Here is a 14,126-nt window from a genome sequence, read left to right on the forward strand (position 1 = left end):
AGGCCTAGCGCGGCGCCTTGGGCGTCGCCACATTATCACGCAAGTAAACCGGCTGAGCCTGCTCGGCCGCCACCGCCTCGCCACGCCGCCAGGCCGGCAGTGCCAGCGCCAGCAGATCCTCGGCATGCGGCAGCAGAGCTGGTGCACTACCGGCCAGCCCTTGCGGCAGGCGACCGGCAAAGGTGCCCCAGCCGGTTCCGGCGGCAAACCAGTCAGCCGGCTGCGCCTGACGCGGCAGCTCGGCGCGCTCGGGAAGCAGTACCGCCTCAGTGCCACACAGACGCATTTCCCCCTCATCCAGGGCGTAGCAGCCCCAGTAGACCTCATCCATCCGCGCATCGATGGCTACCGCCACGCGTTCAGCGCCCTGTTCGCGGTGGGCACGCTGCGCCAGTACAGCCAGATCGGAGATCGGCAGTACCGGACGCTCGAGGGCAAACGCCAGGCCCTGAACCACACCGATGGCAATGCGCACGCCGGTGAAGGCACCCGGCCCGCGGCCGAAGGCGATGCCATCCAGCGCACTCAGGGCAACACCGGCCTCACCGAGCAGTTGCTGGATCATTGGCAGCAGGCGCTGGGCATGCAGGCGTGGAATCACCTCGTAATGGCTGTACACGCGCCCGTCATGCAACAGGGCAACGGAACAGGCTTCGGTGGCGGTATCCAGGGCCAGCAGAGTGGTCATGTGAAAGTGCTCATATCGGGGCAGCGGCAGGGAAAGGCGCCGATTTTAACCCGGCAAGCCGGCTGTTTGGCGGGATTATCCGCCACGCGGAAACGCCAACGGCCCGCAAGCGGGCCGTTGGCTGAAGCACGGGCGAACTCAGCTGAGCGCGGCCAGTACCTTGGCAGTGATTTCTTCCACCGAACCCACACCTTCCACCTTGCTGCACTTGGGCGAGCCAGTGGCGGCAGACAGCTTGGAGTAGAAGTCGACCAGCGGCTTGGTCTGCTCATGGTAGAGCGCCAGACGCTTGCGCACGGTTTCTTCGCTGTCGTCCGGACGCTGGATCAGGTCTTCACCAGTCACATCATCCTTGCCAGCCACTTTCGGTGCGTTGTGGATGACGTGGTAGACACGACCGGAGGCCTCATGAACGCGACGGCCGGAAATACGCTGAACGATTTCCTCGTCTTCCACGGCGATTTCCAGCACCGCATCCAGTGCCACACCGGCCTGCTGCAGGGCTTCTGCCTGAGGAATGGTGCGCGGGAAACCGTCGAACAGGAAACCGTTAGCGCAATCCGGCTGGGTCAGGCGTTCCTTGATCAGGGCAATGATCAGGTCATCGGAAACCAGACCACCGCTGGCCATCACGTCTTTGACCTGCAGGCCCAGCGGAGTGCCGGCCTTGACCGCTGCGCGCAGCATGTCGCCCGTGGAAATCTGCGGAATGCCGAACTTCTCGGTAATGAAGCGAGCCTGGGTACCTTTGCCGGCACCGGGCGCCCCGAGCAGGATCACGCGCATGTCTAACTCCTCAAGCTGGTGTAAATCGGGGTGAGATTCGCCGCGGCGGGCCAATCTGCGGAAATAGGTTCAGCGGCGCATGTCGCATTGCTGAAAAAAGGTGACCACCATACACAGCACCCGGTGGCCAGACAAGCCGCCGAAAGTCGCATCTGTGCCAGCCTAGCCGGTATTGCGCAGCCCTGCCGCAATGCCCGCCACCGAGACCAGCAACGCCTGCTCCAGCGACGCCGGCACAGTACCGGCGAAGGCTCTGGAACGGGCCAGCAGCTCGACTTGCAGCAGATGCAGCGGATCCAGATAAGCATCACGCACACTGATCGATTCGCGCGTCTCCGGACTGTGCGAAAGCAGCTGCGACTGACCAGTCAGACCCAGCACCACAGCCACCGACTGCGACAATAAGTCGCGAAGATGTTGCCCCAGCGGTCGCAGCTCATCACTCACCAGGCGCAGGTCGTATAGGCCGGCAATACCGGCGTCGGCCTTGGCCAGCACCATCTCCAGCATATCGATGCGGGTACGGAAGAACGGCCAGTGCGCGCGCATCTCGCTCAGCAGCGCCTGCTCACCGCGGGCCAGCGCCTGCTGCAAGGCCGTTTCCCAACCCAGCCAGGCCGGCAGCATCAGGCGCGTCTGGGTCCAGGCGAAGATCCACGGAATAGCCCGCAGGCTATCCACGCCCCCCTCGCGGCGCTTGGCCGGCCGGCTGCCCAGCGGCAGACGACCCAGCTCCTGCTCGGGCGTGGCCTGACGGAAATACTCGACGAACTGCGGATGCTCACGCACCACCGCGCGGTAAGCCGCAACGCCATCGGCCGCCAGACGGTCCATGGCTTCGCGCCATGCGGGTTGGGGCGCCGGAGGCGGCAGCAGTGTCGCCTCCAGCACGGCCGCCAGGTACAGATTGAGGTTCTGCTCGGCCAGTGCCGGCAGGCCGAACTTGAAGCGAATCATCTCGCCCTGCTCGGTGGTGCGGAAGCGACCGGCCACCGAGCCCGGCGGCTGCGACAGAATCGCCGCATGGGCCGGCGCACCACCGCGACCGATAGAGCCGCCACGCCCGTGAAACAGCAGCAACTCGATGCCCTCGGCGGCGCAGATGGCCACCAGCCGCTCCTGCGCCCGGTACTGAGCCCAGGCGGCCGCCGTGGTACCGGCATCCTTGGCCGAATCGGAATAACCGATCATCACTTCCTGCGGCCCCTGCAGGCGGGCGCGATAGCCCGGCAATGCCAGCAGCTGCATCAGCGTCGGCGCAGCATTGTCCAGATCGGCCAGCGTCTCGAACAGCGGCACCACCCGCAGCGAACGCTGCACGCCGGCCTCTTTCAGCAGCAGTTGTACCGCCAGCACATCGGAAGCGGCGCCCGCCATGGAGATCACGTAGGAACCGATGCTGGCCGCCGGCGCCTGCGCCACCACACGACAGGTCGCCAGCACTTCGGCGGTGTCCGCGGAGGGCCGATGGGTTGACGGCAACAGCGGCCGGCGGCTGTCCAGTTCGCGCTGGAGAAAAGCCACCCGGGTGGGCTCATCCCACTCGGTGTAATGTCCCAGCCCCAGATAGTCGGTGATTTCGTCCAGGGCCGCCGCATGCCGGCTGGAGTCCTGACGAATATCCAGACGCTGCAGAAACAGACCAAAGGTAGCCGCCCGGCGAATGGTATCGAGCAAATTGCCTTCGGCGATCACACCCAGACCGCACTCATGCAGCGAGTGGTAACACAGCTCCAGCGGCTCCAGCAGTTCAAGATTGTCGACCAGCACCAGTGGCCCCGGTGCCACATCATGCTCCAGCGCCTGCTCGGCCCAGCGCCGGGTGGCACGCAGACGCTCGCGCAGCTGTTTTAGCACAAAGCGATAGGGCTCGGCAGACTCCTCGCTGAGCGCCCGCAACTCCTTGCTCGCTGCCTGCATCGAGAGATCAGCCGCCAGCTGTTCGATATCACGCAGATACAGATCGGCCGCCATCCAGCGCGCCAGCAGCAACACCTCGCGGGTCACCGTCGCCGTGACATTCGGATTGCCGTCGCGGTCACCACCCATCCAGCTGGCAAAACGTACCGGCGCGGCGGACAGGGGCAGGCGCAAGCCGGTGGCGGCCTGCAACTGCCCGTCTACATGGCGGAGAAAGTCTGGCAGCGCCTGCCACAGCGAATGCTCGATCACCGCAAAGCCCCACTTGGCTTCATCCACCGGTGTCGGTCGGCTGCGGCGAATCTCGTCGGTATGCCAAGCCTCGGCAATCAGCCGACGCAGGCGCTGCAGGAGCTGCTCGCGTTCATCGGGCAAAAGATCGGCGTGATCCTTGTCAGCCAGGGCGGCGGCAATGCCATCGTATTTCTGGATCAGCGTACGCCGCGCCACCTCGGTGGGATGGGCGGTCAGCACCAGCTCGATATCCAGCCGGGCGAGCTGCCGGGCCAGGGCCTCAGCACTGTGCCCGCCCGTCAACAGGCGCTGCAGCAGCTCACCCAGCGCACGGTTCGGAAAGGGCAGCGGGTCCTGCGCACGGCGGCGGCGAATGCTGTGGTGCTGCTCGGCGATATTGGCCAGGTTGAGGAACTGACCGAAGGCCCGGGCCACCGGCAGCAGTTCGTCCTCTTCCAAATTGGCCAGACTGCTGTGCAGCTGCTCGCTGCCCTCGCTCGAACCACGCCGGGCAGCCTTGGCGCCCTTGCGGATGCGCTCGATTTCGGCCACGAACTCGGCGCCGAACTGGGTTGCAATGGCCTCACCGAGCAACTCGCCCAACAGGTGCACATCCTCGCGCAAGCGTGGATCGATTTCCGCCATGAGTCATCACCTCGCTGATAACGACAAGCCAGCACGCTGGTCAGTCCGCCCGCCTGCCGCCATAGGGCGAACTAGGCTGGTAATACAGCCCCGCGCAAACAAGCAGCCTGCGCTGAGAAAGGCCTGTATCGAGGTATATATGAAGATTCGCGAACTTGCCCGGCACTGGCAGAGCCATGCCACCGAACAACTGGCGCCCACACGCTATCAGCTGCGTCTGGACCCGGAGGCCAGTGCGCGCCTGGCGGCACTGACGGAGATGTATCCGCTGCGCAGCGCCGAGGAGCTACTGGGCGAACTGGTGGGGGCGGCGCTGGAGGAACTGGCGGCGAGCTTCCCCTATGTCAAGGGCAGCCGGGTGATCGCCATCGACGAACAGGGCGATCCGCAATACGAGGACATTGGCGCCACACCGCGCTTTCTCGCGCTGCCCCACAAGCACCGGCAGGCCATGCGCGAGAACGGCGGCTAACGGCTCAGGGTTTGACCGCCTGCGGCACTTCCTGCCCGGCGCAACGCACGGCCTGCTTGCGGTTATCGACCAGCACGCCGGAAAGGCCCTTCTGCTCGGTATCAAACAGCACCAGTACGCCGTCGATGCACTGGGCGACCTGCTTGGCCGGCTTCAGGGATAGTTTGTAGTCCTCACCCGGAATGCTCTTGAGCATGGTGAAGTCGGCCAGCAGCAGAGCATCCTCCTCCTTGGCGAAATGCACATAGCCGTAGTACCAGAGGGTCAGCACGGTCACCACAATGGTGCCCAGGCCGGTAAGGATCAGGGGAATAACATCGCGTTCTTGGCTCATGGCGTTCTTACTGCATAAAGGTTTTCAGGGCTGGGGATTCTCGGGTGCGGGCGCTTCTGCCAGACGCCGCAAGCCAGTGAAACCGTGCGGGTCATCGAGAAAGCGCAGCAGCACTTCACGCCACACGGGCTCGTTGAAGGTCTGCACATGCTCACCACGGGTCGGCTGGAGCACCCGTGGCGGTGGCGCAGCCTGATACAGCTGCACGCCGTTGGCAAGAGGCACCACCTGATCATCCAGGCTGTGGTAGATCAGTTTGGGCAACCCCTCAAGCTGCGGCATGGCCTGCAGGGCGCTGTCATCATCCGGCACCAGTGCGGCCAGCGGCGCCTGCAGCGGCCAGGTCAGCCAGCTGCCCGCCAGCATGTGCCGGGCCACGCCCCGGTAACTGGCCGGCACGCCATCGAGTACCAGCGCCTGAACCTGGGCCCGGCGCTGCGGATGCTCCGCCAGGTAGTGGCAGGCCAAAGCCCCGCCCAGACTCTGCCCGAGCACCACCAGCGGCTTGCCCTGCACGTCCGGCGCCTTTTCAAGCCAGGCAAAAGCGGCCTCGATGTCCTCATACACCGCCGGCAGGTCTGGCTCGCCGGCGGACAGACCATAGCCGCGGTAATCCAGCAGCAGCACCTGGTAGCCCTGTTCCGGCAACCAGTAACTGCCCCCAAGGTGCCAGGCCAGATTGCCGCCATTGCCATGCAGGTGCAGCACGGTACCCTTCACCGGCACGCCGGCCTTGGCCGGCAGCCACCAGGCATGCAGGCGCGTACCGTCGGCAGCCGTCAGCGAGATATCGCGATAGGCGAGGCCCGCCTTGGCCGGTGTGATGGGCAGGCCAGGCTGCGGGTAAAACAGCAGGCTGCTGCAGCCCTGCACCAGCAACAGAGCCGCCAGAAGCAGCGCACGCATTACTGGCCGCCGGCGCGGACTTCCTCACGCGCCTTGACGGTAGCGTCGTAGATACGCTCGGCCAGACGGGAAAACGGCAGGCTCTGGATCCATACCGTGCCGGTGCCCTTGAGCGTGGCCAGAAGGATGCCCTCGCCGCCGAACAGCATGCTCTTGAGGCCACCGGCCAGGCCGATGTCGTAGTCGATGCCACTGGTGAAAGCCACCAGACAGCCGGTATCCAGACGAAGGGTCTCGTTGTTCAGTTCCTTGCGGATCACCGTGCCACCGGCATGCACAAAGGCCAGTCCGTCGCCTTCGAGTTTCTGCAGGATAAAACCCTCACCACCGAAGAAGCCGGCACCAATACGCTTGTTGAAACTGATGCCGATCTGCGTGCCATAGGCGGCGCAGAGAAACGCATCTTTCTGACAGATCAGCGAACCACCAACCTCGCTGAGCATGACCGGCACCACGCTGCCAGGATAGGGAGCGGCAAAACCGACCCGCGCACGCCCGGCACCGGCATTGCTGAAATGGGTCATGAACAGCGATTCACCGGTCATCAGGCGTTTGCCCATGCCCCATAGTTTGCCCAGTACCCCGCCCTCGGAACCGTCGCCCATACGCGCTTCGAAACGGATGCCCTCGGTCATGTAATTCATCACACCGGCCTCGGCGATCACCGTCTCGCCGGGGTCGAGGATGATTTCCACGGTCTGCGCCGATGCGCCGAGGATTTCGTAGTCGAGTTGATGGCTGGGCATGCTGGGCTCCTTGGCTGGCGGCGTTGGGCTTCGTCGCGGCGCGACTCAACCCAACCTACGACTCGTTACAGGCCTGCAGGTTGCAGTAGAGCGCAGCGAAGCCCGACCCGAGTCAGAGAATATTCGCGTAGTCCGCTTCGATGCGATCCAGGCTGAGGTGGTTGAGGAAGTTGGAGAAACACATCCAGGCCGACAGCGCGTTGAGGTCGCGAAACTGCGGCGGCAGGTACTTGGGTGGCGCCACCAGCCCCTCGTCGACCAGCTGACGCAGGGTGCGCATGTCTTCCAGGGTGGTCTTGCCGCAGAACAGCAGGGGGATCTGCTCCAGCTTGCCCTTGCGCACCGCCAGCTGGATGTAGTTGTAGATCAGGATGAAGCCCTTGAGGTAGGACAGGTCCTTGGTGAAGGGCAGCCCGTTCGGCAACGAACCACGGAAGGCACGGCTGGCGTTGCTGTAGCTGTCCTCAAGGGTGAAGCCCTGCTCGCGGTAGAACTCGTACACCTGCAGGAAATCGGCGCCCTCCTCGGCCATATGGATGGCACGGGTGCGGTTGGTCAGCTTGCGCAGGCGGGTCGGGTAGGAGGCAAAGGCAATCACCTCCATCAGGATCGCCAGCCCCTCCTGGGTAACGGTTGACGAGGGCGGCCCCTTGGCCAGAAAGGTACAGATCGGCTGATTCAGTCCGTTGAGCGTGGTACCAACATGCACCAGACCTTCATGCACTTCCAGCGCGCGCACGTCCCGCTCATTGAACATAGCGTCCTGGCGGATCTTGATGTAGTCGGCGCCGGCCGCCGCATCCGCCACGATGCCGTCGGACGGGAACACGCGCACAGTCTCGTCACCGAACACTCCGGCCAGCCGCGCCTGCAGCAATTCGACGGCCTGCGGTGCAGTGAGAGTCTTGGCTTCATCCTTGAGGTCGCCGCGGTTGGCGATGTTGTTCAGGTAGTCCGATAGCATCAGGCCCAGATCAGCCAGGGTCGGATCACCGGCATGGAAGGCATCCGAGGCCGCGCCGTAAAGCTCCTGAGAGATCAGGCCGAAATCCTCGGTGCCGCGTGCCTCGAGCATGCGGATCACCATGCGGTATTCCTTGCACATGCGCCGCATGATCTGCCCGACCGGGTTGAACTGACCGAGCTGGCGGGTGATATCGCGCTCGATATTCTGGAATTCCAGCTTCTTCGCGGCCGAATCGAAGGCCAGCGGCCGGCCTTCGTAATAGGCACGGTCGACCACCGGCATCTTCCGTCCCTTGCCACGGATGAAGGCCTGACGCACACCGTCATCCCACTTGATCGCATCCAGCACGCGGATTGGCGTCTGCGCGGCGACGATACGGTCGGACAGGGCGCGAATGATCTGGTGATAATCCTCGCTGGTCTTGCGCCGGGTCATCGCAGCCTCACTCGCCGGCGCGCTGGTAGCGCGCCACTTCGACGAATACGTCGGAATTGGCCGGGTCATCCAGGTAGCCCAACACCTGCTCCAGCGAGCTGTTGATCAGCGCGCCGTCACCGTGCGGGGTGTCCACCACTTCGCCCTGCAGACCACCGGCCTCCAGTTCCTGCAGAATGCGGTCGACATCGAGGTTGTACAGCACCAGCTCGCCGTCTTTGGTCAGCTCGAAGCCCGCGATGGCAAAATTGCCGCCCAGCACCTTGGGCAGGCCGGCCGAGAGGTACCAACGACGCCCGTGATGGACAACAGTAAAGCCATACTCCTCATGGCTCTTGAGGTTTTCCGGGCTGCCGACATAGGCCAGCGCCTTGTACTGATTGTTGCCGGCGCGGGTGATATCGAGGAACAGCTGATCGCCCCACTCATCGGTGCGCGTCCACTCACCCAACAGCGGAATGGGCGCGGCCTCATTCGGCGGAATGGGGTCCTTGAAGCTGACCAGGCAACCACTCAGCAGCAGGAAGGACAAGGCGACCAGTACACGCCAGACTTTCATTACGCTCTCCTTGTGATGAAAGCCGTCAGGCGCCTGTGAGCCCGACAGCAGAAAACCGCACACCCTAGTCTGGACATGTAACAGAATTATGTCAGATCGCCATCAAAGCCCCATGGCCAGGTACAGATAACGGCGCAGTTGCATGCGCATGGCAGCCACATCCAGCTGCTCCACGCCATCCAGCAGTCCCTGATATTCCATCTGCAGAATCAATGCCGTCAACAGTGTGGCATCACCCTCGGGCTCCACCGAGCCCAGCACCGAGAAAAAGTGCGCGGCCCCCTGGGAAAGAATCTGCCGGTGCGCAAGAGCCAGTTCGCGCAGACCGGGATTGAGCAGGGCCTCCTGACGGAAGGCCTGCTCGGCCAGCAGTTGCTCGCGGTTGTCCTGCAGCTGGCGCTGAACATAGAGGATGGCCAGCTCGACCATCTCATCGGTCACCGCCCGGCGCTCCTTGACATCACGTTTGAGGCGCTCGGCCATGCGCTGCAGCTCTTCCTCCATGCTGCCCCAGAACCTGGCCTGCCCTTCGGCACTGCGTTCGACGAAAAGCGCGAAGGCGTCGGTGATCAGGTCATTAATGTCCTTGAAGTAATAGGTGGTGGCAGACAGCGGCACATCCGCTTCGGCCGCCACCGCCCGGTGCCGCACGGCACGCACGCCGTCGCGCACGATCAGGCGCAGGGCGGCTTCGAGAATATTCTGACGGCGCAGTTCACTGCCCTGCCGGCTGGCCTTACGGCCCTGATACTGGACACTCTCGGCAACCGCACTGGCTACCTGGGCGGCCGTCTCGGGTTGATTCATGGACTTGGGAGACACGGGAACCTCATTTGTACATCAGTGCTAAAAGCACCGCTTGTATCTCAAACCTAGCAAACAGTGACACTGGCGCTATGTAAGCTCACATTTCCGGCAAGAAAAAGCCGCCCGAAGGCGGCTTCTGCATCAGTCGATTCAGACTTCCGGGCGCATGTGCGGGAACAGAATCACGTCGCGGATCGACGGCGAATTGGTCAGCAGCATGACCAGACGGTCGATACCGATGCCCTCACCGGCGGTTGGCGGCATGCCGTATTCCAGGGCCCGCACGAAGTCGGCATCAAAATGCATGGCTTCGTCGTCGCCGGCATCCTTGTCAGCCACCTGGGCATGGAAGCGTTCGGCCTGGTCTTCGGCATCGTTGAGCTCGGAGTAGGCGTTGGCAATTTCGCGACCGCCGATGAACAGCTCGAAACGATCGGTGACGTTCGGGTTCTTGTCGTTACGACGCGCCAGCGGCGACACCTCGAAGGGGTACTCGGTAATGAAGTGCGGCTGCTCCAGCTTGTGCTCGACCAGTTCCTCGAAAATCATCACCTGCAGCTTGCCCAGGCCCTCATGGCCAAGCAGCTTGGCACCGGCCTTCTTGGCGATGGCACGGGCCTTCTCGACATCGTTGAGGTCTTCGGCGGTGATGTCCGGGTTGTACTTGAGGATCGAGTCGAACACCGACAGACGCGCAAAAGGCTCGCCGAAGTGGAACACCTTGTCGCCATAGGGCACATCGGTGGTGCCCAGCACGGCCTGAGCCAGTTCGCGGAACAGCTCCTCGGTCAGGTCCATGTTGTCTTCGTAATCGGCATACGCCTGGTAGAACTCGAGCATGGTGAACTCGGGGTTGTGCCGGGTCGACACGCCCTCGTTACGGAAGTTGCGGTTGATCTCGAAGACACGCTCGAAACCACCGACCACAAGACGCTTGAGGTACAGCTCCGGGGCAATACGCAGGAACATCGGCATGTCCAGCGCGTTGTGGTGGGTCTCGAACGGCTTGGCCGCGGCACCACCCGGAATGGTCTGCAGCATCGGCGTTTCCACTTCGAGGAAATCACGCTCGCGGAGGAACTGACGAATATGGGCGATCACCTGGGAACGCACGCGGAAGGTCTCGCGCACCTCCTCGTTCATGATCAGGTCGACATAGCGCTGACGGTAGCGCTGCTCGGTATCGGTCAGGCCGTGGAACTTGTCCGGCAGCGGGCGCAGCGACTTGGTCAGCAGGCGCACGTTGGTCATTTCCACGTACAGATCGCCCTTGCCGGAACGGGCCAGGGTGCCTTCGGCGGCGAGGATATCGCCCAGGTCCCAGGTTTTCACCGCTTCCAGCGTCTCGGCCGGCAGGGTCTTGCGGTTGACGTAGACCTGAATGCGACCGGTCATGTCCTGCAGGACCATGAACGCGCCGCGGTTGAGCATCAGGCGACCGGCAACCTTGACCGGAATGGCTGCAGCTTCCAGCTCTTCCTTGGTCTTGTCGGCGTAGGTCTTCTGCAGGTCGGCGCAGTAGTTGTCACGACGGAAGTCATTGGGGAAGGCATTGCCCTGCTCGCGCACGGCGGCAAGTTTTTCCTTGCGCTGGGCAATCAGCTTGTTCTCTTCCTCGTGGATCGCGTGCTCGTTCAGCGGTTGTTCGCTCATGGTGGTCTATCTGCCTGGCGTCAAAATCAGAAAGGTTACTGGCGGCAGCGGGTCAGTGCCCACCACCGCGTGTGCGTATCACAGGCCCTGTTTCAGGCTGGCCTCGAGGTAGCCATCGAGGTCGCCATCGAGCACCTTCTGGCAATCACTACGTTCGACGCCAGTACGCAGATCCTTGATGCGCGAGTCATCGAGCACGTAGGAACGGATCTGGTGCCCCCAGCCGATGTCCGACTTGGTTTCTTCCAGAGCCTGGGCCGCCGCGTTGCGCTTCATCATTTCCAGCTCGTACAACTTGGCCCGCAGCATCTTCATGGCGGTGTCCTTGTTGGCGTGCTGGGAGCGCTGGTTCTGGCAGCTCACCACAGTATTGGTCGGCACGTGGGTGATCCGCACTGCCGAGTCGGTGGTGTTAACGTGCTGACCACCGGCACCTGAGGAGCGATAGGTGTCGATGCGCAGATCGGCCGGGTTGATCTCGATATCGATGTTGTCATCGATTTCCGGCGAGGCGAACACCGCAGAGAACGAGGTGTGGCGACGGTTACCGGAGTCGAACGGACTCTTGCGCACCAGACGGTGCACGCCGATCTCGGTGCGCAACCAGCCGAAGGCATATTCGCCGCGCACATGCACGGTGGCACTCTTGATGCCGGCCACTTCGCCCTCGGACAGTTCGACGATCTCGGCGTCGAAGCCGCGCTTGTCGGCCCAGCGCAGGTACATGCGCAGCAGGATGTTGGCCCAGTCCTGAGCCTCGGTGCCGCCGGAACCGGCCTGGATGTCCAGGTAGCAGTTGTTCTGATCCATCTCGCCGCTGAACATGCGGCGGAACTCCAGCTTCTCGAGGATTTCGCGCAGGCGCTCGACTTCGGCAACGATGTCGTTCACAGCACCTTCATCGTTCTCTTCGGCGGCCATTTCCAGCAGGTCGCGGGAATCAGCCAGGCTGCCGGTCAGGTCATCGATGGTTTCGACGATCTGCGCCAGCATCGCGCGCTCGCGGCCCAGGCTCTGCGCGTACTCGGGCTTGTTCCAGACGCTGGCGTCTTCCAGCTCGCGGTTTACTTCGACCAGACGATCATGCTTGTGATCGTAGTCAAAGATACCCCCGAATGGTCTGGGTGCGTTCGGACAGGTCCTTGATGCTGTTGAGGATCGGATTGATTTCCATGGCGGGCAGCGCTCTCAGGCAAAACTTTGTGAAAAGCCCGCGAGTATACCGAAGTTGCCAGCACCTGGCAGCCGCAGCACACGCCCTGACAGCACCTTGCGTCGCCCGGACGCACTGACTGCACCCCACTCAAATCGCACAGCGCTTTTTGGCGAGTTGCGCACACTTCTTGCAATCAGCACTGGCGCCAAGGAACAAACTGCTAAAAATTTGACATTCAGGCCAGCGCGCCTGGGTCGAGTCCCGACATAACGATAACAGGGCTGCAGTCTTGACCGCATCGAAGCACACATGCAAACCCGCTCGACGTCACCGGCACTACCTGCCTCTGGTGATGGCGATTGTTTTTGCTCTACCCGATGGCGGCAAGCTGGCTCATGCCGGCAATGGGCAAATCGACCTGGAACAATCCATTGCATCAGGACGTTTAGACAGCTGGCATAACCTGATCAAACATGGTCAGGGGCTGGATGAGCAGCAGAAGCTTGAGCAGGTCAATCGTTTTATCAATCGCGCCCTGACCTACGCCAGCGATCAACAGGTGTGGCAAAGCAAGGACTACTGGGCCACGCCGAGCGAAGCCCTGAGTCGAGGCCAAGGAGACTGCGAAGACTACGCCATTGCCAAGTTCTTTGGCCTGACCCAGATGGGCATTCCCAGCGAACGCCTGCGCCTGACGTACGTCAAGGACCTCAAACACAACCAAGCGCACATGGTGCTGGCCTACTACGCCCCCGGCACCAGTCAGCCGCAACTGCTGGACAGCCTGCAGGACAGCATCGAGCCAGCCTCGGCACGGCGCGACCTGCTACCGGTCTACGCCTTCAACGATCAGGGCATCTACCTCGCCAGCTCGCCCCAGCGTAAAGCCAAGAGCGACAGCAACCAGATTGTCTTCTGGAGCGAAGTCCGCGAACGCGCCCTGAGCGATGGCTCTCTAAGCATCCCTCAGCCACCCCGCAGCTGAATCTCAAATCGCCTGCAACTCACCCAACTGCTTCACGATCTCACGGGAATGGCGCTCAACCATCAACGGCGCCATATCCTTTGAGTAATCCCGCAACGGCCCATAAATAAACTTCCAGCGAATACTCACCTGCTTCAGCTTGGCTTGCTGATCCGCTGCGATCAGTCGCGCGCCCAGGTCTGCCAGCGCGCTATCAATCCCATGCGCCAACTGATCAAGATCCTGATTGATGTACAACTGCTGCTGATCCGCCAGAGTTTCGATGTCACCAATATAGGCCCGCGCCACATAGCGTTCAGCCAATGCCTGAACCTTGCAGGGAAGCTCCAATAAAGCCAGCTGATCCGTTGTGAGAGGCGTTTTCTGAACCTGCAATAAGCTGACGCGAAGGTCTTGCAGCGCCATCCACAACTCACGCTGCACCTTGCTGAATTCAAAGTTGAATTCCCATGGCAAGTCAGGATCCAGCGGATCGTAGGCCAAGGTTTCGCGAACCCGCTGACTGAAACGCTGCTGCAGCGGCATCAGCTCCGCTAGCTGGGCCTGCACTTCAGGTACACCCTGGAGCTCGACAAGGCTTGCCTGCAGCACACCGAGATCTGCCTCGACTAGCGCAGCCTGGGGAGCGCTGCGATCTTCGCCGCGATGCACGAACAGATCTGTACCCGCGCGAAACATGGCCAACTCCGCCTGCTGCAGTGCACGCAATGGCGCCTCACCATCGGCTCGCGCCTCACTCAGCAAGAGAGTTAAAAGAATCAACGACAGCGTTTGACTGAACTTGACCAGCATGCGGGCTCCCTATCCGTTAACGCACCAAGGCGATGACGGAC

General features: G+C 62.5%; 14 protein-coding genes. 2 read left to right on the forward strand and 12 right to left on the reverse strand.

Features of this window, described 5'->3' with window-relative positions; all coding sequences use genetic code 11:
* Nucleotides 1-4 precede the first annotated feature (4 nt).
* From tsaB to ppc, 3 genes are all read right to left on the reverse strand, one after another.
* A complete protein-coding gene (gene tsaB / locus CK486_RS06740) occupies nucleotides 5-688 on the reverse strand; it encodes a tRNA (adenosine(37)-N6)-threonylcarbamoyltransferase complex dimerization subunit type 1 TsaB (RefSeq protein WP_095939512.1) in 684 nt (227 codons plus the stop codon).
* Nucleotides 689-826: 138 nt separating this feature from the next.
* Nucleotides 827-1,474: an adenylate kinase gene (adk, locus tag CK486_RS06745; protein WP_095939513.1), complete on the reverse strand. Its 648-nt coding sequence runs from the start codon at nucleotides 1,472-1,474 to the stop codon at nucleotides 827-829.
* Between the two features lie 162 nt (nucleotides 1,475-1,636).
* Nucleotides 1,637-4,273, reverse strand: coding sequence for a phosphoenolpyruvate carboxylase (gene ppc, locus CK486_RS06750; protein ID WP_095939514.1), 2,637 nt, complete (start codon nucleotides 4,271-4,273; stop codon nucleotides 1,637-1,639).
* Between the two features lie 139 nt (nucleotides 4,274-4,412).
* Between ppc and CK486_RS06755 the strand changes: the two genes are divergently transcribed.
* Nucleotides 4,413-4,745 (forward strand): pilin assembly protein, encoded by a 333-nt coding sequence (locus tag CK486_RS06755; RefSeq protein WP_095939515.1) that lies wholly within the window; start codon nucleotides 4,413-4,415, stop codon nucleotides 4,743-4,745.
* A 4-nt stretch (nucleotides 4,746-4,749) separates the two neighbouring features.
* Here the strand turns inward: CK486_RS06755 and CK486_RS06760 are convergent, their stop codons facing one another.
* The 8 genes from CK486_RS06760 to prfB form a co-directional block, all read right to left on the reverse strand.
* Nucleotides 4,750-5,079 carry a hypothetical protein gene (locus CK486_RS06760; RefSeq protein ID WP_095939516.1) on the reverse strand — a complete coding sequence of 110 codons (330 nt, stop codon included), beginning with the start codon at nucleotides 5,077-5,079 and terminating at the stop codon, nucleotides 4,750-4,752.
* A 24-nt stretch (nucleotides 5,080-5,103) separates the two neighbouring features.
* Nucleotides 5,104-5,985 (reverse strand): alpha/beta hydrolase, encoded by an 882-nt coding sequence (locus CK486_RS06765; RefSeq protein WP_095939517.1) that lies wholly within the window; start codon nucleotides 5,983-5,985, stop codon nucleotides 5,104-5,106.
* Entirely contained in the window at nucleotides 5,985-6,731 is a 747-nt protein-coding gene (locus tag CK486_RS06770; protein WP_095939518.1) for a TIGR00266 family protein, read from the reverse strand. The genes CK486_RS06765 and CK486_RS06770 overlap by 1 nt, the downstream gene beginning before the upstream one ends.
* A gap of 112 nt (nucleotides 6,732-6,843) precedes the next feature.
* Complete coding sequence (locus CK486_RS06775; RefSeq protein WP_095939519.1) at nucleotides 6,844-8,133, reverse strand: flavohemoglobin expression-modulating QEGLA motif protein; 1,290 nt, start codon at nucleotides 8,131-8,133, stop codon at nucleotides 6,844-6,846.
* A 7-nt stretch (nucleotides 8,134-8,140) separates the two neighbouring features.
* On the reverse strand, nucleotides 8,141-8,692 hold the full coding sequence (locus tag CK486_RS06780; protein ID WP_095939520.1) for a hypothetical protein: 552 nt from the start codon (nucleotides 8,690-8,692) through the stop codon (nucleotides 8,141-8,143).
* A 102-nt stretch (nucleotides 8,693-8,794) separates the two neighbouring features.
* Entirely contained in the window at nucleotides 8,795-9,499 is a 705-nt protein-coding gene (locus CK486_RS06785; protein WP_095939521.1) for a TetR/AcrR family transcriptional regulator, read from the reverse strand.
* A 150-nt stretch (nucleotides 9,500-9,649) separates the two neighbouring features.
* Nucleotides 9,650-11,152, reverse strand: coding sequence for a lysine--tRNA ligase (gene lysS / locus CK486_RS06790; protein ID WP_095939522.1), 1,503 nt, complete (start codon nucleotides 11,150-11,152; stop codon nucleotides 9,650-9,652).
* A gap of 78 nt (nucleotides 11,153-11,230) precedes the next feature.
* Nucleotides 11,231-12,326 (reverse strand): peptide chain release factor 2 gene (gene prfB, locus CK486_RS06795; RefSeq protein WP_095939523.1). Its coding sequence is split into 2 segments (ribosomal slippage): nucleotides 11,231-12,253 and nucleotides 12,255-12,326, totalling 1,095 coding nucleotides; the frame shifts between segments, so codons are not numbered across the junction.
* Between the two features lie 271 nt (nucleotides 12,327-12,597).
* On the opposite strand from prfB, the gene CK486_RS06800 reads away from it, so the two are divergent.
* Nucleotides 12,598-13,293: a transglutaminase-like cysteine peptidase gene (locus CK486_RS06800; RefSeq protein ID WP_256574375.1), complete on the forward strand. Its 696-nt coding sequence runs from the start codon at nucleotides 12,598-12,600 to the stop codon at nucleotides 13,291-13,293.
* A gap of 3 nt (nucleotides 13,294-13,296) precedes the next feature.
* On the opposite strand, the gene CK486_RS06805 is transcribed toward CK486_RS06800, so the two are convergent.
* Nucleotides 13,297-14,085, reverse strand: a complete 789-nt coding sequence (locus CK486_RS06805; protein WP_095939524.1) for a hypothetical protein — start codon at nucleotides 14,083-14,085, stop codon at nucleotides 13,297-13,299.
* Nucleotides 14,086-14,126: the final 41 nt, after the last annotated feature.

Origin of the sequence: Pseudomonas sp. HAR-UPW-AIA-41 (genome assembly GCF_002304225.1) — a bacterium.
Classification (GTDB): domain Bacteria; phylum Pseudomonadota; class Gammaproteobacteria; order Pseudomonadales; family Pseudomonadaceae; genus Aquipseudomonas.

What these genes read in the sequence shown, in the direction of transcription:
- tsaB (WP_095939512.1), bottom strand. Translation starts at nt 688, where the DNA reads ATGACCACTCTGCTGGCCCTGGATACCGCCACCGAAGCCTGTTCCGTT.
- adk (WP_095939513.1), bottom strand. Translation starts at nt 1,474, where the DNA reads ATGCGCGTGATCCTGCTCGGGGCGCCCGGTGCCGGCAAAGGTACCCAG.
- ppc (WP_095939514.1), bottom strand. Translation starts at nt 4,273, where the DNA reads ATGGCGGAAATCGATCCACGCTTGCGCGAGGATGTGCACCTGTTGGGC.
- CK486_RS06755 (WP_095939515.1), top strand. Translation starts at nt 4,413, where the DNA reads ATGAAGATTCGCGAACTTGCCCGGCACTGGCAGAGCCATGCCACCGAA.
- CK486_RS06760 (WP_095939516.1), bottom strand. Translation starts at nt 5,079, where the DNA reads ATGAGCCAAGAACGCGATGTTATTCCCCTGATCCTTACCGGCCTGGGC.
- CK486_RS06765 (WP_095939517.1), bottom strand. Translation starts at nt 5,985, where the DNA reads ATGCGTGCGCTGCTTCTGGCGGCTCTGTTGCTGGTGCAGGGCTGCAGC.
- CK486_RS06770 (WP_095939518.1), bottom strand. Translation starts at nt 6,731, where the DNA reads ATGCCCAGCCATCAACTCGACTACGAAATCCTCGGCGCATCGGCGCAG.
- CK486_RS06775 (WP_095939519.1), bottom strand. Translation starts at nt 8,133, where the DNA reads ATGACCCGGCGCAAGACCAGCGAGGATTATCACCAGATCATTCGCGCC.
- CK486_RS06780 (WP_095939520.1), bottom strand. Translation starts at nt 8,692, where the DNA reads ATGAAAGTCTGGCGTGTACTGGTCGCCTTGTCCTTCCTGCTGCTGAGT.
- CK486_RS06785 (WP_095939521.1), bottom strand. Translation starts at nt 9,499, where the DNA reads ATGAATCAACCCGAGACGGCCGCCCAGGTAGCCAGTGCGGTTGCCGAG.
- lysS (WP_095939522.1), bottom strand. Translation starts at nt 11,152, where the DNA reads ATGAGCGAACAACCGCTGAACGAGCACGCGATCCACGAGGAAGAGAAC.
- CK486_RS06805 (WP_095939524.1), bottom strand. Translation starts at nt 14,085, where the DNA reads ATGCTGGTCAAGTTCAGTCAAACGCTGTCGTTGATTCTTTTAACTCTC.